This is a genomic window from Brevibacillus reuszeri, assembly GCF_002897295.1.
Lineage (GTDB): Bacteria > Bacillota > Bacilli > Brevibacillales > Brevibacillaceae > Brevibacillus > Brevibacillus reuszeri_A.
In genome coordinates this window covers 24,122-46,024 of the sequence record NZ_BEXF01000023.1, presented here as the reverse complement: position 1 = coordinate 46,024, position 21,903 = coordinate 24,122, and the positions used below count along the sequence as shown (strand labels likewise).

The following is a 21,903-nucleotide window of genomic DNA, read 5'->3' as shown; positions in this document are numbered from 1 at the left end:
GCTTTTCTAATGTAAACAAGAGACTACATTTCAACTCCCGCTCACGAAAGCTGTACACGAATCAGGTTCTTCAAACCCAATACTCAGTGTGTCTACGTAATTTTGTTTGCTGGACGCATGTAAAAACCCACACAGCATTTCCATTTTTTATGTTTCGATTATACGTCTACCAGGGTATAAGGTAATAGATTAAAATATGAACGGCCCTGAATGAACGCCGATAACAATATGGAGAGTGAGATTGGATTGACCATAGTAGCTGCCTACAAGCAAGGTAATTCCGTTTCAATTGTTTCTGATTTTCGTGTTTCCGTTCGTGAAAACCAAGCTGACTCGATACTAAAATACTTTCAGTTTGGCGATCGTATGGGCTTCTTTATGGCTGGATCCGTAAAAGCATGGGAGTCGATTGCTCAAACGATCCATTCCATTGCAGACCAAATTACGTTAGAGAATGTAATCTCAATAGATGGCCCACTTTACCTCTCCCTAAGGACGTTAATGGAAACATCATACTATAACCCCGATGATGGCATTCCAAGAATAGCGGGAATTGGGGTGTATTGGCATCCTACTCAACCGGTTTATTTCGAACTTCGAGGAGAAATGGGAAGTGGTATCATACTTTCTCCCATGACAGATGGTATCACCGTAATAGGGAACGGGAGTGTGATCCCTGGCATTCACGACCTATTAGCTAGAGCAGTCCATAGATGTATCCTTTTTGAACCAGAACATCATCCACTCGATGTAGCTGAAGTGATTCGGAAGAATCTAAGAGGGATTATGAATCGTTGCGGATCTTCCTCTTATCAAAAGCTTGGGATTTCCCCGGTATTCTGTATCGCCTGGATGAATGAAACAGGCTTTTGCATGGAAGGGGAAGAGTTCATGAGCCACTCTTCAACCAATGAGCAGGGGAGATACCATTACTCTTTTGAAAGAGTAAATGGTCATGTTGTTTTAGACAACCATCAAACACAAGAAACCGTCCCGCTTGTGGATATATTAACATACTCCGATAGTGAGAAGGCCACAGAAAAATTTGACCCTGAGAATCGAACGACCGGCTTTGATGCCCCAGCCTATATTTCCGATAACAACGCTATCTATATTTTACTGGAGAGTTTAAGCGATTCAATGATCCGAAGGACTGTGTTTAGAACGTATGCGCATCGACTCGTTAATGGCAGCGTCTTAGCCGACCCTCGCTATGAACGGATATGTGAAGTTGTGCGCAGGGATCCAGCCAATCATGTGTTGGAATCTTTTCGAAATGCACCACGCTTTGGGAATTATGGTTTAATTGTGCCATATAACAAACAGGCGTCCTTCGAAGCGGGTATAGCTATCATGGCTATGGATCATACGTGGATGAGTGAGCATGTCGAGAATTATGCTGATATGTATACACAGTCGGAATAAAGCAATAGTTCGACCATACACAGTGACTTTTACAATCCTTCACTATTGATCAACACCTTAACCTTTTGTTATAATTTTCTTAGAATTAGCCGTTCATTTATGGGTGCTGCTACACCTACGGCTACATCAATAGACGTTCCCACAAGGGATCGGCGCACACTTGCTTATAGCGAATAGACCGCCTAGCCTGGTAAGCTCAAGGGCGGTCTATTTCTTTTGATCGTATAAGCAAAGCGTTTACCCTCAACAAAAATGGGAGCGATAACATTCCCGTGGATAGCTACCTTGGCTTTGGACCATACGTGGATGAGTCTGCATGTCGAGAATTATGCTGATAGGTATACACAGTCGGAATAAAGCAATAATTTAACCATACACAGTGGCTTTTACAATCCTTCACCATTGATCAACACCTTACATTTTGTTATAATTTTCTTAGAATTAGCCGTTCATTTATAGGTGTTGGCGCACCTCCGGCTACTTCAAAAAATGTTCCCACAAGTGATCAGCTCATATTGGTTTATAGCGAAAAGACCGCCTAGCCTGGTAAGCTCAAGGGCGGTCTTTTTATTTTTGATCGTACAAGCATAGCGTTTACCCTCCTACAAGAAAGGGAGCGGAAACATACCCGCTATGAATACTTCACTCTTGATGGTTATTACGTATAACAACACAAAATGCCCAACCAGGTTATGGTCAGGCATTTTGTGACATCATCCTTTTAGGATTTTTTCTATATCAGTATATTCAGAGAATACAAGAGTATGACTACCTCTTATCCTCCGGTTTTTGTACTTCAAGTATCGCTCCCTTACTATTCAAAAGAACAGATGATTATTGGAAAAACAGGAGTGGAATACTCAACTCTCATTAACGCACCAAACCTACAGTTTCACCAAATACATGTTTGCTGCTCATATAACGATATGTAGGTATTCAGCATAGTTTATCTCTGTTTTTCATTATTTACCTCGGGCTATGGATGGAAGTCAGGGCAAACAAAAAAGAGGCGCATTCTGCATCCTCTCACGATTATTTCTTACATATCATCTGGCCATGCTCTATCTTTCCGCGATACTCAGTAGCCTTTTGTTTCCAATGATTTCGTAGCCAATCTTCGTTTTTTCTTGAGGGAGTTGGATAATCATGATTCTGTTTTTTAAATTTAAACAACATACTAAATGCCACAATAGCTGTGAAAATCCCAATGACAGCTGTGAGTATGAAATCAAAAAAAGATTGCAATATATCCATAACCCCGCTCCTGACATTATAATTTTTCCAATTTCCTAACAAATATTATATCAGTTAGAAAGAGCAGAAAACAACCCGGTTACATCATAGTATAACGATGTTCTTTACTCAGAAAATCTAAACAGAATTACCTATTTTTAACGTTTAAAGCATATCCCATCCAGGGAATAGAATATAGACGAAAATTCCTCACTGTAATATCTAAATTCACTATGGAAAGAGTGGATAGGTTTGACCATAATCGCTGCTTACAAGCAAGACAATGCTGTTTCGATTCTGTCTGACTTTCGAGCTTCATTTCCTACTGGTAATCGTGAAGATGCAATTCTAAAGTATTTTCAAGTTGACGATCGCATGGGATTCTTTACAGCTGGATCAGTTCCCGTTTGGACTAATGCTGCCCAAACCATCCATAACGTTGCGAAGGACATCACGGTAGATAATATTGTCTCTACGGATGGCCCGCTTTACATTACATTACGAACATTGATGGAACAAACTCCCGCTCCACGGAATGGCCCTGCTCCAAAAATTATGGGTTTAGGTGTCTATTGGACGCCGACGAAGACGATGTATTTTGAGATCCAAGGCAAAATAGGAAGCGGTATTATGCTATTACCCTTAGAAGAGGGGATAACTGTATTAGGTTCCGGACAAGCGATTCCCGGTATCAGGGACCTATTAACAAAAGCCGTTTATAACAATATTCAACGGAACCAGGGATACTTAATTGCAGAAGCAGCTAAAGCTATGAGGGGTTCGCTTATATCCATCATGAATCGCTGTGGTTCTTCCGCATATCAAAAACTTGGTATTTCTCCAGTCTTCGCAATTGCAGGAATGAATGAAACAGGCTTTCGCATGGAAGGAGAAGAGTTTATGAACCACTCTTCAGGCAGCCATGGGCACAAGAGCTATCATTATTCGTTTGAAAGGGTTCATGGACAAGTCCTGTTAGCTAACCATCAGTCAAAAGAATTGGTCCCGCTAACAGATGTTTCAACTTTCTCAAGTGATGGACAATCCACTCTGGAGTTTGATCCAGAAAATCGAACCCTAGGTTTTGATCCTTCCGCTTTTGACTCCGGAAACGGTATCATTTATGTTCTAGTCCAGAATGTAGGCACCACTAAGGTTCACCGAATTGTCTACAAGACACGCAGTGTTAAACTGCCTAATGGGAAAGTCATTGCCGATCCGCGTTATATAAATTTGTGTGACCATGTGCAGGATAAATCAACAGATGAAGTAAGTTCCTTTCTTCACCCTGACTATGGTGAATATGGTTTACTAATTCCTCCTGATAAACAAGCATCCTTTGAAGCAGGAGTGGCTTCTCATGTCTTAGATCACGTTTGGATGAGTCATCATGTTGATAATTACGAAGACATTTTTTCTGGAAATCAATGAGTGATGTTATATCTTTAAAGGAACAAAAACAATAAGAGAAGTATAAGGAGCTGTCACTGTCCCGTTCTTGTTTATATGATAAACTCAAACCCTTATATCTTGAGGAATTTACTAATCCCATGAAATACACGAGACTCGAATAAGGAGATTATTATGGAAAAGTACAAATTAGACGATCAGGAGCGGGAACGGGAAAAGCTTTTTGCGTTCTGTGGGTATGGGCATTATCCTTCAGCGAAAATTGCCTTTATGGGTAATGAAGAGGGGTTAGGTGGCTATGAACTAAAGTATGGGATTAAAGCACGCTGTGCAGCTTATGGCAACAATCCAGAAACCTATTTGGGGTCAACGTGGGAAGATGGATATTATGTCGAAGGTGAAGAGATTGATTTACGATTTAAGGAGGAAATGAAGAGAATCAGAGGATCACTTATTCCCGAATCTAAGTTCTATTCACCCATGGTAGAGTATCAAGCACGAATCATGCTCTACATTGAGAATGGATTCAAAGGAGATTGGTTCGAGCGGTGCGTAAATAATCCATTAGCCTACATTACAATAGCTGACTATTACCGGAACATTGGGGACTATGCCAATTCCGGTTTATATCGAAAACAAGCAAAAGTAGGTAGTGCATTATTAGATTTACGACCATTACCCCGAAGAGACGAGAGTCAAGCAAGTAGCGAGTGGCCCTACTCAAATATTGAGGAGAACGATTATAATAATGCCTTTGATTTCAGAAATCACAGATCAATGTCCGAAGAATCAAAAGAATTCCGAGATAGGAGGGCCAATTATCTAAAAAAGGCGATCCAAGAATTTTCGTTTCCAATCATTGTTGGAATAGGCGCTAAGGAGGTAAAAAAATTATTTTTTGAAAAGTACTTGCGGGCAACTTTTTTACCACAAAAAACAATCAGCCTAACCAAAAATAAGGATGAAGTCCATGTCTCGGAACCTCTTGATGGCACTGATACTGTCGTTATTCTTTCAGATTACTTCAACTCAGTAAACGGGATTGGACTCAATGGATTACGGAAACTCACGGTAGACATTATCCAGCCAATCATCATGGAAAAGTTCCCCGGTTATTGTTAATCGTGCAGGCCCAAAGTAATATGGTCAGATGAACAATTCAATGTAGATCTCTATTGCCTTGGAATGAAATTATCGATGAGCAGCGGCGAAGTCTTTTGAATTATCTCGCTTTACCTTTAAACAGAATTCAAAAAGGAGCTTTTCATGAAAATCGTCTGGAAGAATGATATCGAAACCGCTTTGACCTACTATCTTATCCCGCTTGTATTTAAAGTTGTTATATTTATAGGGTTGATCGCGATACCTCTCCCAGAATCCAAGCTAGGAGCTTTTTTCACATTAATTCTTTCACTCTCGGTTATCATACTGTTTCTCTATTTTTCCTGGAAGTTAATTAATGGGGATCGGTTCAAAACTATTCCAGGATTAGTTCGCTGCTTTGCCTTAAGCATTACTTTTTTTATTTGCTCATTCGGAATAGCGTTTACTTTTACTTTGTTGTTTATGTCTTTGGCAGACTTATTTGAGTTTCAAAAAGTATATTGGCCGTATATCTTTCCCTTAGGTACCATAGCTCCCTTGATTTTCATTCACTTGGTATATCTTAAGTCCTCCTTTGATAAGAAGCAGGCCTATAATGAACTAAGAGTAACAACTCTTTTGCTCATTGGACTTCATGGTATCGTGACTGGCTATGCATCTTCTGATCTCCTTCAACGTATCTATCAATTTGATGCCGATGCCTCGTCTCAAATTTTCACTTTATATACGTATCCTCTTATCGGATACTTGTTAATCTACATCGCTGTTCTTGAGTATAAGGCATCCCGGCTTTAAAGGTAAGGATTAGAATTACTTCACACAACAGATTGTTACTTAATCTGTTGTGTTTTTATTTTCTAGTAGCGGGCTAACTTGCTACACAAAGAGTAGTTCCTAAACACGCAAACACCTTCACTTGCTTTTTCTTCAGGTAAACAAAAGTGATTGATTCCGACATGTCTCGTCACTGCCTCTCATCCTACCTTCTAAACACCTCCAACGCTTATCTAATGCTGTCGTACTTACTCTGAATAATACGACTTTTATGCCTCTCAAAAGGTTAAAATCCCCCTTACAATAGGGTTATAGAGATGTCATTTGGAAAAGCTAAGGAATTAACAGGGCTGGGATGTTTTCCTAATCTACTTGAAGTTTACTTGAAGTTTGAGGTTGAATTGTTTAAGATAGGAGGTACCAGGGGTGATATATATGATAACAAAAGAAGAAGTGGATCAACTATTAGCATCTTCTGAGCATATTTCCGATGCAATTATAGCAGCAGAAAATCCAAAAGATAGTTTACTTTGGTCCAAATCGATTCTTAACTATATGGAGAAAGTAGATCCTAGCAGCCTTCAATCTCTTTCAGAGATTATGAATAGTCCAGAATTAGGTAAAAAACAGCATAAGATAATTTTTCGGTATCTTCTTGAACACATCATTAAAGTAGGATCAGAAGAGCTGCAATACGAACGGACATATTCAACAGGGCAAATAGCCAAATTTTTTGGAGTTTCTACCCAAACTATTCATGCTTGGATTAAAGAAGGTCGGATTTCAGGTGTAGAAAAGAGTGAAAGATTCAAGCATATTCGTATACCAGAAACAGCTATATATCTCTCATCTATAAAAGAGCGATTTACGATTGCACAAATTATTGAGATGTACGAAGAAGAGCAGGCCAAAAGAGGTTCTGTGGATGCAGGTCAGGAACATACTTATGCTGAACGCTTATCACAACTGTCAACTGAGATTTCCATTTTTGAGAACAAATATGGTGGTTCTTTCGAAAACACGTTAGGAAAAGTGAAAACGAAATCCTTAGAACAGGAAAGGGACGCATCGGAGTGGCAATACCTCATGCGCAAAGTACGTGAATTATGATTGGTAACCCACCATCTAACTTTACATTTTTACAACAAGATAATAAGGATATCATAGTTGATGTCATCGACGGAGATACTTCAGGGCTTCCTACCACTTATAGTGCAATTCGAAAGACGTTGCTTCTATCTGATGGAAGCAAGATATTTGTTACCGAAAGATTAGAAAAAAACAAAATCGACTATTACCACTATGACTGGGTTACCGCTTCGAATCAACCCATTCTTAAATTCCATAGCGAATCTCACGAGCATGAAGACTACCAGACAGCAACAGAGCCATATCATATCCATATCCCTGATCCACTAAATGTAGGGGGAAACATACGAATTGCGAATTTTCATCACAAGGAATTACAAGCGATTCTCTCCATGATCAGACTTTACATGCTGGCTTCACAAGTAAAAAAAGAGTAGGGTAATCACTCCCTACTCTTTTTTGATCTACACTATTCAATGGAATTACCTCATATATGCAATCAGCCAATTCATTATGTTGGTTCCTTTTCACTCTTATAATCATCATTAGTAACCGATTTAAGGGATGACCAAAGCAGAAATAGCCATATAGGTAGTAGAAATGGTCCAAACAGCAAAAGAAAAGGATACACACCGCCCCACGAAGAGAGAAGTAGGTCCAGAAGTCCGACGTTCCCTCCCGCTTGCACATGTTCAAAGGCACTACATAATGGTGATTCAAATCCACCACCACACATGAAGTTGCCAAATGCCCTTGATGAGAGTAAAAATTGGCAACCCCATGCCAAAATAACAAACGCTAAATATAATGCAATTACATGAATGAAAAAAGTTCCTATATTCTTCTTTAGCTTTTCATCCAAAGCTGCTCGTCCTTTCTCAATTAAGCGGATTAGAACTAATCCTCGAACCAGAAAACGATTCTTACCTCATCAGGTTTACCAATTGGTCGCAAGAATTCAATGATCCTTAGAAGAAATGGAGCAAATTCAGAAAGTGTCATTTCCTCCTCAAACATAACATCAGAATCCGCATTTCTGGTGTGTAACACAAAAGCAGGCTCTTCTCCATTACGTTTTTTCTCTGCTATATGGATCGGTAAATAGTAGACCTTAGTAACCTTCCTATTCCAATCGACATTTAATAACTCCTCCAGGGTAACCCAACTACGATGATGGCAGTCATCTTTCCATATTTCATATTCTTCTTTAGTAACATCACTTGCATCATCAGGAAAACCCTTTGCCTCGTGAATTGGCACAACATTACTGTAATTACGAACACCACAAAGAGCAGCATAATCATCATAATTTTGCCAATAAGAAAGCCATAGGTAATCCCGAGTTTCTTCATCAGTTTGTGGATTTGGATCTTGTACAGCTATCCATTTATTATCTTCTTTTTTCTCTACAAGAAGATGAATACTGCAACCCATCTAAACACCCTCTGTCATAACGTATTATTTCAATTGTATAATTTTAACACACCTTATTCAACCAAATAATCCGATTTATCTACACTATAATTTATCGGTCTTATCTAGCAAAATACTCCTATTTCATTAGAAAGCGATTATAATTTCTATTCATATCATATTAAGAAAGTGGTCTTAAACAATCTGGCGTATCATTACGAACGTTTCCGATCATCGGTGAAATAGGGTACACCTTCATATCGTTAGCGTCATAGGGGACTAACATCGAGGTTAGGTAATTCACATCTGAGAGATCTCGATTTAACCACTCCAGCTCCTGCTCATTTTTTAAGATTACGGGCATCCGATCGTGGATCCTTTCAACCAGCTCATTAGGCCTTGTGGTAATGATCGTACAGGTACTAATCTTTTGCCCCGCTTCATTTTGCCAAGTATCATACAAAGCAGCAAAAGAAAAGATTCGTTCATCCCGCATCATGATGCGCATAGGTTGTTTCTTCTTTGCGTCAACGGTCTGCCATTCTATAAAGGAATTAGCAGGGATAATCACCCTCTTCTGTTGCAAAAGGTTACGAAATGATCGTTTCACTGTAATTGTTTCGCTTCTTGCATTTATCATTTTTGAAGCTAGTTTATCGTCTTCTGCAAAAAAGGGGATCAATCCCCAGTTCAAATACCCAATGCGGTTTTTTCCGTTTGCGCGTAGAATAGCCGGTAAGTCTTGACGAGGAGCTGCGTTATAGCGGGGTTCGAACAGAAAAGTGTCATCGGTGATGTCATATCGATCTAGGAGGGAATGTACATCCACGTCTAGAGTAAAGCGCCCACACATTCTGCAATCCTCCTTCATTTTAACCCTATTATCTTAAGGAACAGTGTATCACCTTATCCTCTGTTTCTTCTACATCCCTTATTCGTGAGTCTCCCCGCTCCTATGAAAATGACTCAAGCATTAGATCGAATAACGTATTATGGTATAATAAGGGTATAAGTGAGGCACGTAGACCGTGTAGGAGCTCCAAAAACGGCCGCTACTTCAAGCGAAAGAGGGTTTTCCTTCTGTGAGCAAAGAAAGTGCTTATAACCCACTTGAGGACGTTCTCCAGTGGTACTCCTGGTTAAAGACGATCCCAACTATCCAAGCCGATCGTCAAACCTTCAAACAAGCTTCTATGAAATTGCCTACTTTTCCAGATGCGATCTTCATACATTTAGAAAATTTAGCGAAAGAGCAGCTCGATCGTGCACAAAAAATACTTTACGCCAAGGGCATTCGAATCCTTCTCCATAAATATGAGCAAGGAGAATATTTTCTAGTTTGGCAATACAAAGGCGAAAAGGAACTGACACGTCTCCAGAAAAAAACGCTCGCGGTTAAAATACATGAAAACATGGCTTTGCTAACGAAAGAAATCACTTCCGTTAGACCGAACATACCTGACGTTTATCCACGTGATTTAGATACCTGATTTGATTTTCAAAAAGACGGGGGGGATCTATATGGATGTAGCAGCTGTTGCTACCATCTTTAGAGAAAACGCAATTTTTCTTTCCTTTGCATTTGCAGGTATGGTACTAGTAATCGTCTTATACACCCGCTCCTGGTACAAAGAATGGAGATCAATTAAGCGTTATGAAAAACTGCATGCTATTCATCCTGATTGTACGATGATTAAAAAGCATTTACCCTCCGACACCTATACTGTGATCCTACAAGAAGAGGTAGAAATTAGTTACGTATTCAAGGGCTTGAAACCTTCTCGTATCCCTACATAAACGGGCTATCCTTGGCTCTCCTCGTGAACCTATGATATACTATGTACTAACTAAATTTACCGCTGCGGAAATACCGGGGCAATAAACTCCTTATAGAAGGGGTTTATTGCCCCTTTCTTTTTTGGGAAAAAGCGGCGGAGTATTAATCGATGTGCTTTCTTTATTGAGGAGCGGGGGATGACAGAGATCCTGCCCGATTCATAAACACACTTTATCCAACTAGAGGTGAATTTCGTGGACAAAAATCCCTTGAATATAAACCAAAAGTCAAGCAAAATGAAGGGTAGGGGGAGTGTGAATCAAATGGCGACTTCTACCAAGCAGACGAAGATCCAAAAGGACTTGGATAAATTCATAAAAGAACTCTTAGTCATAGAAGCGAAAGAGTCCGAAGAAGAAAAGGTACGTTTAAACCAAGAGTTGTTCGAAAAAGCTGCTTCGGCTTTACAAACAAAACATACCTTTATCGAGCTGATTACAAAAGAGAACGAACTCGTCAGAGAACGCGACTCTATGAAATCAATAGAGCTAGATCAGCTTAAGATCCTAGACTACAGCATTAAGCTGATTCGATTAGCACAAGAAAAAAGAAAAAAGGGTCACCAGCAAAATGATGTCACCATTTCCAAGGCTATATTGGAGTCCGGTGCCATTATGTTTGCTAGTTCTAGTAAAAAGAATGAGAGCAAGAAAATGGTCCCTATGCCGATTGAGAAACATGCCAAGGGAGAAAAGGTCCTTACCTATTATAATCCTCTTGGTAAGGCATCCAGGTTCGATTCTCGCGTATTTATTGCCCTTCACAAGCTCTGGGATGATAAGGGAAGAAATCAGCAGTTTACCTTCACAATGTATGAAATTTGCAAAGTACTAAATCTCAATACGAGCGGGAAGACCTATCAGAACATCGAGAACTCGCTCGAAGTATTGTTCAACATGGCTGTTGAAATGCGCTACTACATTAAGCAAAAAGACGAGCGGATCATTGTCACCCGCTTTCATATGCTCTCCGCTGATCAGCAAATCACGACGGTTGCACCTGGAACTGACAAAAAGCTGTCTGTCCAGCGGTCTATTATCTTCTCCGACCTTCTTCAACTGTCCTTACTAGAAGGGTACGTGAGTTATATCAGCTTAGCCTTACTGGAAGACATTCAGAAGGATACAGCTCACCATCTGTACCTTTTGTTAAGCAGCAGCACCGTACAAGAGTTTGGACGATGTGAATTTGAATTCGATGATCTCTGCGATATTATCGGGATCAGGAAGGAACACCCCAAATACAAAAAGAAGCAGCTGCTTAATGAGGCCATTAATGAATTGATCGATGTGAAAGTGCTGGAGCGGGCCCAATTCCCAGCCAGAACAACGAAGGTATTTCTCTATCCTTCCGAATGGTTTGCTACCATTATCAGCACAGAAGGTAGAGTATTAGATGAAAAGTCTCATGAAATCCCGCTTCTTCTTGAGCGAATTGAAAAAAAGCATGCTAGCGTTTTGCTCGGTTAGTTGAAGACCCTATAAAGGAAGGTATTCCTTTTAGGGTCTTTTTCAAATTTGATTTAGATGGAATCATGGATTTCACCTTAAAGTAGATATTCATTTTTTAGTAAATATCGCTGCATTTTATACAATATACTCGTTAGTACGATATTCCTCATGCGATTTTACCATCTCATTATACTCTCTAGTACGATAGTCTTTTAGAAAGAGAATATACCTTGCACTTATTCGTTCTGACATACGAGATTAAACTTTGCTTTTATTGAACAATTATACTCGTTAGTACGATACCAAGTGCTCCAGAATTACCGAAGTGTTTGGTCAAAATTCTTCAGATCAAGACATTATTCTATCAGAAAAATAGCTGTCGTAATGGCCTAGTTAACTACCGTTAGCATCCGCTGTTTATACTCTTTTGTACGATAGGTACTGATGGTAAATCTGACTCAGTTAGATGTATGAACCTATGATACCTTCATGTTTTTCGCCTCTTCTTCCCCAAACTCCCTTTCAGTAGTAGTCATTTCTCAATCGTTTACGTAAGGATGATTCAATTGTTACTAAAAATATACTCTTTAGTACGATAGACCTTGCACTTTATACCCGCTAGTACGATATCTATTTCGCTTTTACCTTTATGAGAAAAGCCCTTACACTTTCAACATCATCATCTCGGATAAATCTGTACACAATCGGATTATTTAGTTGGTGTCTTTGCTTATTTTTGGTATAATTTTAAGTGGGGATTAAGAAGAAATCTACCAAGATTTCTCCCCCAAACCTATACACACCACGGATTCTTTATCTTCATGATTTCACAGATTGGTGGCGACATTTACATGGTTCCCGATCACTTTCTTTATCCTCATTTTACGATACAGCAATTTACAGAAAATGATCTCGAATATTCGATCAACCTTTCTACTACCGAGAAACCGGACTCCTGTCCATATTGTGGCAGCTCCCTACAGCTGAGTAAGCACGATAACCGTACGCAGCGATTAACTGACATACCATATAGCAATAAGCATGTTAGACTCATCCTGAAGCGACAGCGCTATCACTGTAAGTCCTGTAACCACACGTTTTGGGAGCGGCTGGATCACTCTATTGATGAGAAGCGCAGCTGTACCCATCGGCTTCTTGCCTATATCGAACAGCGTTGCTTCGATGAAACGTTTGTAAAGATTGCTTCAGCTGTTGGATTGCATGAAAAAACCATTCGAAATATCTTTCGTGATTATATATCACGTTTAGATTTAGATTCCCGCTTCTACACACCTGAATGGCTAGGCATTGAAGTTCATCACAGCCGTAAGCCAATCCTTATCTTAACTGACGTGAAGAAGCGGAAAGTGATAGATCTATTACACGGATTGGAAGTCTTGGGGCCACGGCTGCTTGATCTTCCTAAGAGAGAACACATACATATCGTATCGCTACCACTGGTACCTGTATTAAAGGCAGTGGTTCAGTCTTCTTTACCACAGGCCACGTTAGTCGTTTATAGATCGCACATTATCAACATTGCAAACTCAATCATCATTACCATGGCTAGGCAAATAAAAAGAAACCTTAGCTTTACGAAGCGGGAAAAGCTTTTGCAGGATCAAGACGTTTTATCCCTACCATTCGAACACTTAACATCCCATAACAAGGACGTTATTCGTTATTGGGAAAAAGAACTACCGGTCTTAATTGCTGCTTACAAAGTAAAGATATCCTTCATGAATGTTCTAGAGTCGGACAATAGTGATGAGGCAGCTAGGAAATACACTCATTGGAAAGGTACTATACCTTCTCACCTTCAAAAAGCATTTGAGCCACTTATACTAGCTTTTGATCAATGGGGAAAAGAGATATTCGAAGGCATTGCTCATCCCGCTCCGACAGACTATTCCACGTTTGTGGAAGGCTTGATTGATCAAATAGCTGGCACTGAAAGGGGCTACTCGTTTGAGGCTATACGAGCCAAAAACTTACTGAGAGGAAGTACTATGCAATGAAATTCGATTTGTATAAGCCATGCAAAGATTGTCCGTTTATAAAGGGGAGTGCAACCAATATAACGTTGGCCGAGGGAAGATTAGATGAGATTAAGAGAGACATTGAAAATGATATGAGTTTCATCTGTCATAAAAGCCTAAGCCTTCCGAAAAACGAGCAACAGCATTGTGCCGGAGCTCTGATTTACCTGGAACGACAGGATAACCCCAATCAAATGATGCGAATAGCGGAACGACTTGGTGTCTACGATCGATTCAAGTTGAAAATGGATGCCGATATCGTCGATTAATTCAGTACAGGCATTCTATTCATGAAATGGATTACTATGAACAACGGTTAATGAACTTCGTGAAAAATTAGCTGATTTAACTTAGTTATTGTATAACCAAGAAGGCAGATGGAGTAATCCACTCCGGTTAACAAAATGCTCAGGGAGATAAATGGGGGTGGTGACAAGTGCGGAGAAACGGTAGATCGTATATGGAGCTTTTAGAACTATCTCAGGACCCGCGATACTGCATTGTGGATACGGAAGAGAGATATATTCACAAAGGGAGCACTGGGAGACTTGTCACCAGGCAATCAATGCTGAAAGCTCGAGAGAAATGTGAGTATAAAGACGAATGCTTTGTATGCGTAAACCAACAAGAAGTTTTCTGCATTGGCGCCTGGCAACTGACAAAAGGCAAAGGAATCAAGATGTGGTGATTTATCAAATTGTGTACTGTGTATCCAGTAATGCAGCTGCGATGATTCGCGCCGGTCACTCGCAGCTCATTATGTGAAATGGTGGTGAAGTAAAATGGCAAACTTTATCCCTTACGTAAAAGGTTTTTTCTTGCTCATGATATTCGTGTGTGGTGTGAACGTAATCCTAACTTATTATTTCAATGGGGGCAGCGTGTCCGGTTATTTCGTGAACATCTTAGGTGTTTGTTTATCTGTTTTGGGAATGTGGAGCCTTAGGAGGCGTTAAAGTAACAAATTGTATATCGTGTATCCAGTGTGCCGGCCGGTACGAACCAGGCCCGGATACAAAATGCTCATTAAGTTAAAAAGATGGAGGGATTAAATTGTTTGCATACAGAGACATTAAAAATGGAGATATTTTCTATTCAAATGAAAGTCTTGAGGGGAATAAAGATTTTTTAAGTTATCCATATATGGGCGATATTGTAGAGTTACATGTTGGCCCTCCAGGAATGGAAGCATACACAAAGAAATTTGCATTAATGACGAAGAATTATGAAAAAGGGGTAATAATTTTCCTGCTCGAAGATGGAGCAATACTCGAAACAAATATGACATGTTTTGATGAAGACGAGTTTACATTCTTGACTAAAGAGCAATGGCTTCACGTTATTAAAGAATATAGGGAAATACATGGAGAAAATAATTCGTATCGGGATATTGAAGCATTTATTAAAAAGAAATTAAACCACGCATTTTCTTATGAACAATACGCTTTGAGGTACGGTTTTTAACATAATGCTCAATAAGTAAAAAAGCAGTTGAGAGGGGGAATGGTTATGTTAAGCAGGGTAACAAAGTACGAATCAAAAAAGAAACCTTTCATGATCTACTTTGTTCGGGTTATTGGGATTTTATTGTTTGTCTCGATGTTCTTACTAAACTACAGTATCTATTTCGATGAATTCACTAAGCATGTTCGCTGGGCCATTACTGGAACAGTCATTGGTGCAGTACTACTTATTAAGGCAATTGAGGCTGTATTCAAAGAAGTGAACAGCATCGAATCTAAATCAGTAGAGTCTGAACTATCAATCGCCCAGGTCATATGTTTTCCCATGGGAATCTGCTTTATCATACTTTTTTTCATTTAAGACTCAATTAACAAAATGCTCATTATGTAAAGGAGAGATTGCAATGGGTTACACAATCCTAAATATTGAAATGCCAAAAAGCGATGGTTGGGGAATGATCCAGATCAACAATTTTTCTAATACTTTTTACCGATTTGATATGGTAGATGGTAAGCCTAAGCTAGACACGAGTTTCTTTGCAGATCAGATCGAAAATCCAGATGAGAAACATAAGTATCTGTCTCCAGAAAGCGACTTATATAAAGGTATACAGCAACTACTTGATGATTATGTAAATAAGCTATCTGATACTCAACAAGGTGAAAACGGGGGGATAAAACATATGGGGAAACGGCGTTTAGTAGAGGTTGATCGAACTTTACACGCTCTTGTTAACGATCCTTTGAAGGTACCAGGAGAGCTCGACAGTATCGCGCAGGAGCTTTTAGACGAGGGGACTCACTTTATCAGAGGAAAAGACGGCATAGTAATCATGTTTTTGGATAATGCGGAAGTGCATTTTGTACCAAGTGAAAAAGGAATAGATGGCGTCATCTACCACTATGCTTAACACATTGTGTATTATATTAACTTGTCGAGAAGCACTGGTCATCCCTACAGGCTGTAGGGGTTACATATGATGTACCAACAGTATAGACGGATTGACACGGAGCCTCTACGAGCATGATTTGAGAGCGAACAGGGCAATCCGAGTAAGGGATTCGCTTGGTGTATCAGCCTATCATACTCGCCTCTCCATGTAAATCCTGTTGGTACACGATATACCAACGTTGTTATATCAATACTTTGACGTGTGTTTAGGTAATTTCAATCTACTATGTAGTGAGAGTAGCTGGCAGGCGTGGATCACTTTACCGTGCTGCTATATGTGATATGAGTTTCTTCGAAGAGAGTATTAGAAGATTATTTCTTTGGGTATCGGAGATATATTCGGATTGGTTTTCGTATCAGTTTACAAAATGAAGAAGGGCCATTTTTAACAGTTTTACTACTTGCTACGGGAGGAAGTCACAATGAAAGTGTGCAGTAATTGCATGACGGAAGTTGATTACTACGCTGACGATGAAGGAGAACTATGTGAAGCATGCGTTAATGATGCCGAAGATTGATTAAGAAATAATGTCAAGAAAAATGGCAACAGGTTGAGTGGGTCGAATTGCAGTTGCATAATCAGTAACGGTGAACACGTTACTCAGCCTGAAAACGAATCCCCCCGGCTGGGAGTCCTTTCGAGAAGCGATTACCTCGCTTACTTGCGTCCACGAGGCGCATTCGGGCTTTTGGTCCGATCTCTTCGCGTGCCATTTACCAGGTACGCATCTACCTGCACCGGGGGTTGAATCAAAGGTAACGTAAGAAGACTGACAACTGCCTGCCAGCGAACGTGCGTTTCGTTAAATTGATTTTGTGTAGGGAGTGGATTTGATGAAAGAACAGAATGTGGTCCTTAATGAACTGGAACGACTGGCCGAAAAATTTTCTGATAAACCATCAAGTAACGTTTATAGAGATATCAAACACATTGAGAAACTTGTTCGGGAATCAGAAAAGACGACATACCAATGTTGGGAATGCAAACAAACAACCTGGTTGAGAACGGACGAAGCAGAGAGGTTTGTAAATGATGATAAAGTGATTGCTTGCCCGTATTGTCACTCGGATGAGATTTATCCGCTCGCAACAAGAGAAAGAGTGAATCGAATGGTTTACGATAAACCAATCAGTTGCGTCGTGTGCGGTGAAAATTACATAGCAACGCCTATTATCGAGAAACCATCTCGATTTGTATTTCGATCAGATATTATAAAATTGGAACGAGAGTCGGAAAATATTTGCCTGTCGTGCATGACAGAAGAAATAAAGCAAGCTTGGAAAGTGATCGATCCGGATGATACAGTCTTTCCTCAAACTAGATTTTTAGGGAAACTTAAGAAGATTATCTTTGGACTAGTCACTATGGATTTCTTATTAATTTCATTGCGTGGTTCATACCGTGAAACGGGTTGGATATCCGATGATTATAGGGGTATTGACAACGATATGTTTCACATGTTTCAACAACTTACCAAACATATGAGTAGGGAAGAACAATTGAATCCACAGAAAATAGCTTTTGCCAGAGTTGAAGAACTTTCTATATTAAGTGGAATTTCTTCTCACCAAATTAAAAACCTAATTGAATTGTTTTACCTGCGTTATAGATCGAACTACCTTAGGGACCACATTGTTGAAAGGGCCACACTTCGGTTACTACATCACTCACCTTTAAAAAGGGCTGAAAATACAGGTTAATACTTAATTACCAAGAGTGCAGCTTAAGGATCCGTACCACAAATTTCGTGTTGTTGACAAATGCAGAAAGAGATGAAACCTTTACCAGGTTTAAAGGCGGATTATATGTAACTAAAATTGCTGGTCGAACTCACTGGCTAATAAGAAAAAGGATGATTTTGGTGTCTTTAACGGAATGGCTTGGAATTGGAGGGTTTATTTTAGGCGTAGTTAATTTAGCAACTCATATATACATTCAATTCTTACGAAAGCCTAAATTAGATATAGAGATAATCGAACCCAGTAAAATTGTTTCAAATAAACCCGGACAAGCACATGTACAAGTAAGCCTTAGACTAAAAGTAAAACACGGCCCTGTTTATTTAAGAATGGTCAAACTTCAGCATGAATCTCCTAATGGGCATAACCTTTCTATTATTACTCCACAAACACAGACACCTCAACATTCTATGAATAGTGGAAGCGGGGTGGATTTCAATATTACTCATGTCCACACCTTCATTAATCATGAAATAAGTAATGAGATCATTGATTTGGTTAAAATTTGGAACGAGACTAAAGAGAATTTTATAGATATTAGGGAAATGAAAGTAGATAAGGATGAGGTCAAGTCTTTTACAGTATTAGCCTCTATCTTTGGATCGCTTTCTGATTATGGCTTGAAGGAAGATGTAGAAGTCAAAGGATGGCAGCTCGTGCTGGAATACGATAAGCGGAAGGTGACGATAAGCATACCCGGAACTAAGCTTGTTACGCAATATGTTTAACACTGTACTTTAGAAACTGAAACTACATAAGAAACGGAGGGGTTATTCATGGTCGCTGAAAATCAACCTTTTTATCAACTGAATTTTGACCTGTATAGTGTCCTTGAATTGTATCGAGGAAATGATATTTCTTTCGATTTAGATTGGATTCGTAATCAAGAAGAGAAATTACAGGAGATTCAGTCAAATCCATTAATCCATCAATTTCGTTCCATAAGAGTATTAGATGAAAACATCGAGCTTAAGGAACGCATTCAGGATTTAAAAACTAAAATGAGTTTATTGGAAGGGAATGCAACGGAATACTCTGATCATATGTTTCGAGTTATAGAATCTCAAACTCATTTCAACGTAAAAGAGTTTTTAGTAGTGCGGAGACAAGATATCAACAAGACACAAAATTATATTACTAACATCGGTTACAACACTACCGTTCTTTCCTCAGAGGAAGCCGCAGCAATACGAAGCAATGGGTAGCAGACATTAGTTTTAATGCGAGATAAGGTGGTTACTACGGAAGATCAAAATGAAGAAAATTTGATTAAAGATGCATTCAAAAAGCATATAGACAAATACTCGGATATTTAACTTCAAACATTCCAAGAAAGGCAGTGAATGAAATGGCCATACATACTTTTCAACCGCAACTGTATTACAACAATATCGGCTCCCATGAACCGGCGTTGGTTGTAAATGACGGCGACACGGTGATCACCTCTACCATCGATGCAAGAGGATGGAATCACATGGGAGAAAGCGTTGCCCCCAGAGGAAATCCGATGACGGGTCCCTTCTACGTGGAAGGCGCACAACCTGGTGATGTATTGGAGGTTAAGCTGGAAACGATGACGCCAAACCGGGACTGGGGATGGACATCCAATGTGCTTGCGCCTAACGTAGTCGATCCACTGACAGCTACAACATTACCCACACTGGAAATAACCCGCTGGCAGGTGGATGCTGCCCATGATATAGCGCGGTTAGAGAAGCCAACACCCGGATTAGAATACCTGAACCTGCCGATTCGTCCGTTTCTCGGCTGTTTCGGCGTAGCCCCTTCCCAAGGTCAGGCCATATCAACTGCGACTAGCGGCAATTACGGCGGTAATATGGATTACAAAGCGTTAGTTGCCGGTGTCTCCGTCTATTTTCCAGTGTTTGCTGAAGGCGCGCTTTTTCATCTTGGCGATGGTCATGCGACACAGGGATGCGGTGAAATTGTCGGTACGGGTATAGAAATATCGTTAGACGTCCGTTTTTCCATTCGTGTGCATAAGGGCAAGATGATAAAATGGCCTAGGGTAGAGTCTGACAATTACTTGTCTTGCATCGGCAACGCCAGACCGCTTGAACAAGCGCTTCAGCACGCAACTACTGAAATGCTCTCCTTACTTGTCGAAGACTATGGGCTCTCGGTAAATGAAGCAAGCCTGCTGCTCGGCCAGGTCGTCGAATATGAGGTGGCCAACGTATTCAATCCCGCTTACAGTGTCGTGTGTAAAATTCCAAAAGCTTATTTACCTGTTCGCAAATCCTAGCCCGCTCAATCGATTAAGAGGGGACGTTTTGCCCCCTTCTTCACATACCACCATATATGCAGGCCCACACCCCACTATACTTTATTCAATTTGAGCAGATGCAGCAATACGAAGTGATGGGGAGCAGACATTAGTTTTGATGCGCGATAAGGAGGTTACTATGGAAGATCAAATTGAAGAAAATTTGATTAAAGATGCATTCAAAAAGCATGGGTTCGACATTTCTTTGGAACAAGCAGCAGATGTTTGGTCTGAATATTCACGGCTTTATTACTTTGCTAGTTGGATGCCTGTTCCAAACGATTTGGATCTAATTTTCAAAGACACCAAAGAATATGCAATATCATTAGGATACATCCAAATTGAACAATGGAACTAATTGCGTAGCCTGAATGACAAAGTATGCTTTGATTCGCGGTGTCCAATCATAATAGGAACAGATGAAATCTCAGAAACGTAAGGATCTTTTAAAGTTGGTCGCTTTCATTCTTCAGTTATGATGAGTAGAGTGAATTGTTTATTTGAGAGCAGAGAGGGGCGGAATTCGTGAAAGGAAAATCGATTGCAGAACAACTCGAAAGGTTAGATCTAGTAATAAAAAAATTAAAGGAGTTACAGCACCTTCATTGGCCTTTCATCATAAGAACCTACTCATGGAGTCCTCAAGGTTGGATTGATTATCCCCGCTCCTTTTTCCGAAACCTGCAAATGACTACCGATGCACTTGTATGGTCGAATGTAAAAGCTGATCGCATTGTATTGCACAAGGAACTTATTGATCTACTCATGAATCATGAAATTGAAATACACCATTACCATTTTGGTGTTTTTTGTATATACTCCGATCTTGGCCACCACTATAGTGATGAATACACGGAAGTGGCTCTCGGAAAAAAGCGTAGTCAATATGTACAGACCTTACCAAAAGCAAATTTAATAAGTGATGACGATTATCTGACAGAGATATGGGCATCTCTCATTGAGCATCGGGATACTCATATTGGTGAGCATCGTCGCAATCCATATCTTACGAATGTTCGCATGTTGTTTACACCCGAGCAGTTAGAAAAGGTAACTGGGCGTGGGTTTTACGATTGTGATTGGGTCGAGCCAATTTCCGGAAGATTGGATCTGGAAAGCAAAAAGTGGGCGGGAGAACATGATCCTATGGCTCCAGTCCAGCTTTCAGAAGGCTGGATAGAGGGCCCAATCATTCTTGGCCATGAAGGCGCTGGAAATGGATTACGTCATTTTGTTTTGGGAGAAAAGGTATTTGCTGGACATGCGATCCAGGTGAAATTTGGCGGGGGATGGATAGCAGGCCGATATGAATGGTCGTTTGAGAAAGGAAGCCCTATCAAAATTGTAGCAGGTAGTGATGTAATTTATATCTCTGAAGGACATACGGTTCGGGTGAAAGGCTAATGATAGTCTAGGATGATCAGGTTTCGTTCCAGAGTAAGACGAAGGCATTAGACATGAATAGAATAATCAAAACGAAAGGGGAAACTATCCATGAACTGGGATGTCATATGGTTTTTATCACTTGTGGTCTCCTTTTTAACGTATGCAACTTTTTGGTGCGTTGAATACTTGCGTGTCGTAGACTTATATGAAAAAAAACAACTCCACGCCTATAAGACTCCAAAACGTTTATACGTTGCAATGGCTCCTTTTATTATCATGATAGCGACTGGCCTTTTTCGT

General features: G+C 40.0%; 23 protein-coding genes. 19 read left to right on the top strand and 4 right to left on the bottom strand.

The features are described 5' to 3' along the window. Positions 1-210: 210 nt before the first annotated feature. Positions 211-1,425, top strand: coding sequence for a hypothetical protein (locus tag C3B52_RS27110; protein ID WP_164684961.1), 1,215 nt, complete (start codon positions 211-213; stop codon positions 1,423-1,425). A gap of 1,032 nt (positions 1,426-2,457) precedes the next feature. On the opposite strand, the gene C3B52_RS27105 is transcribed toward C3B52_RS27110, so the two are convergent. Next, positions 2,458-2,679, bottom strand: coding sequence for a hypothetical protein (locus C3B52_RS27105; protein ID WP_103109499.1), 222 nt, complete (start codon positions 2,677-2,679; stop codon positions 2,458-2,460). Between the two features lie 231 nt (positions 2,680-2,910). On the opposite strand from C3B52_RS27105, the gene C3B52_RS27100 reads away from it, so the two are divergent. The 5 genes from C3B52_RS27100 (at position 2,911) to C3B52_RS27080 (ending at position 7,472) form a co-directional block, all read left to right on the top strand. Then, entirely contained in the window at positions 2,911-4,089 is a 1,179-nt protein-coding gene (locus C3B52_RS27100; RefSeq protein WP_103109498.1) for a hypothetical protein, read from the top strand. A 153-nt stretch (positions 4,090-4,242) separates the two neighbouring features. Further along, positions 4,243-5,190, top strand: coding sequence for a hypothetical protein (locus tag C3B52_RS27095; protein ID WP_103109497.1), 948 nt, complete (start codon positions 4,243-4,245; stop codon positions 5,188-5,190). Positions 5,191-5,334: 144 nt separating this feature from the next. Next, positions 5,335-5,967: a hypothetical protein gene (locus C3B52_RS27090; RefSeq protein ID WP_103109496.1), complete on the top strand. Its 633-nt coding sequence runs from the start codon at positions 5,335-5,337 to the stop codon at positions 5,965-5,967. Between the two features lie 414 nt (positions 5,968-6,381). Further along, entirely contained in the window at positions 6,382-7,056 is a 675-nt protein-coding gene (locus C3B52_RS27085; RefSeq protein ID WP_164684960.1) for a helix-turn-helix domain-containing protein, read from the top strand. Next, a complete protein-coding gene (locus tag C3B52_RS27080) occupies positions 7,053-7,472 on the top strand; it encodes a toxin-antitoxin system TumE family protein (RefSeq protein ID WP_103109494.1) in 420 nt (139 codons plus the stop codon). Before C3B52_RS27085 ends, C3B52_RS27080 begins: the two co-directional genes overlap by 4 nt. A gap of 74 nt (positions 7,473-7,546) precedes the next feature. Here the strand turns inward: C3B52_RS27080 and C3B52_RS27075 are convergent, their stop codons facing one another. The 3 genes from C3B52_RS27075 to C3B52_RS27065 form a co-directional block, all read right to left on the bottom strand. Then, positions 7,547-7,897, bottom strand: a complete 351-nt coding sequence (locus tag C3B52_RS27075) for a hypothetical protein (protein ID WP_103109493.1) — start codon at positions 7,895-7,897, stop codon at positions 7,547-7,549. Positions 7,898-7,932: 35 nt separating this feature from the next. Continuing rightward, positions 7,933-8,469, bottom strand: a complete 537-nt coding sequence (locus tag C3B52_RS27070; protein ID WP_103109492.1) for a hypothetical protein — start codon at positions 8,467-8,469, stop codon at positions 7,933-7,935. Between the two features lie 160 nt (positions 8,470-8,629). Then, complete coding sequence (locus C3B52_RS27065; RefSeq protein WP_103109491.1) at positions 8,630-9,301, bottom strand: SOS response-associated peptidase; 672 nt, start codon at positions 9,299-9,301, stop codon at positions 8,630-8,632. Between the two features lie 229 nt (positions 9,302-9,530). On the opposite strand from C3B52_RS27065, the gene C3B52_RS27060 reads away from it, so the two are divergent. From C3B52_RS27060 to C3B52_RS36850, 13 genes are all read left to right on the top strand, one after another. Continuing rightward, positions 9,531-9,938, top strand: a complete 408-nt coding sequence (locus tag C3B52_RS27060) for a hypothetical protein (RefSeq protein ID WP_103109490.1) — start codon at positions 9,531-9,533, stop codon at positions 9,936-9,938. A 31-nt stretch (positions 9,939-9,969) separates the two neighbouring features. Further along, complete coding sequence (locus C3B52_RS27055) at positions 9,970-10,245, top strand: hypothetical protein (RefSeq protein WP_103109489.1); 276 nt, start codon at positions 9,970-9,972, stop codon at positions 10,243-10,245. A 303-nt stretch (positions 10,246-10,548) separates the two neighbouring features. After that, entirely contained in the window at positions 10,549-11,754 is a 1,206-nt protein-coding gene (locus C3B52_RS27050) for a replication initiator protein A (RefSeq protein WP_164684959.1), read from the top strand. A gap of 803 nt (positions 11,755-12,557) precedes the next feature. Next, a complete protein-coding gene (locus tag C3B52_RS27045) occupies positions 12,558-13,754 on the top strand; it encodes a transposase (RefSeq protein WP_103109487.1) in 1,197 nt (398 codons plus the stop codon). Beyond that, complete coding sequence (locus C3B52_RS37520; RefSeq protein ID WP_103109486.1) at positions 13,751-14,044, top strand: hypothetical protein; 294 nt, start codon at positions 13,751-13,753, stop codon at positions 14,042-14,044. The genes C3B52_RS27045 and C3B52_RS37520 overlap by 4 nt, the downstream gene beginning before the upstream one ends. Before the next feature lie 784 nt (positions 14,045-14,828). Beyond that, entirely contained in the window at positions 14,829-15,239 is a 411-nt protein-coding gene (locus C3B52_RS27030; protein ID WP_103109484.1) for a hypothetical protein, read from the top strand. 403 nt (positions 15,240-15,642) lie between these two features. Continuing rightward, complete coding sequence (locus C3B52_RS27020; RefSeq protein ID WP_103109482.1) at positions 15,643-16,149, top strand: hypothetical protein; 507 nt, start codon at positions 15,643-15,645, stop codon at positions 16,147-16,149. Positions 16,150-17,024: 875 nt separating this feature from the next. Beyond that, entirely contained in the window at positions 17,025-17,891 is an 867-nt protein-coding gene (locus tag C3B52_RS27015; protein ID WP_103109481.1) for a hypothetical protein, read from the top strand. A gap of 53 nt (positions 17,892-17,944) precedes the next feature. After that, positions 17,945-18,658 carry a hypothetical protein gene (locus C3B52_RS27010; RefSeq protein ID WP_164684958.1) on the top strand — a complete coding sequence of 238 codons (714 nt, stop codon included), beginning with the start codon at positions 17,945-17,947 and terminating at the stop codon, positions 18,656-18,658. A 48-nt stretch (positions 18,659-18,706) separates the two neighbouring features. Continuing rightward, positions 18,707-19,135, top strand: coding sequence for a hypothetical protein (locus tag C3B52_RS27005; protein ID WP_103109479.1), 429 nt, complete (start codon positions 18,707-18,709; stop codon positions 19,133-19,135). A 143-nt stretch (positions 19,136-19,278) separates the two neighbouring features. Next, the gene (locus C3B52_RS27000) at positions 19,279-20,196 is read left to right on the top strand and encodes an acetamidase/formamidase family protein (protein WP_103109478.1); all 918 of its coding nucleotides are present in this window, start codon (positions 19,279-19,281) and stop codon (positions 20,194-20,196) included. Between the two features lie 160 nt (positions 20,197-20,356). Further along, complete coding sequence (locus C3B52_RS26995; protein ID WP_103109477.1) at positions 20,357-20,575, top strand: hypothetical protein; 219 nt, start codon at positions 20,357-20,359, stop codon at positions 20,573-20,575. Positions 20,576-20,742: 167 nt separating this feature from the next. Beyond that, positions 20,743-21,621: a hypothetical protein gene (locus C3B52_RS36850; protein WP_164684947.1), complete on the top strand. Its 879-nt coding sequence runs from the start codon at positions 20,743-20,745 to the stop codon at positions 21,619-21,621. The last annotated feature ends 282 nt before the right edge of the window (positions 21,622-21,903 follow it).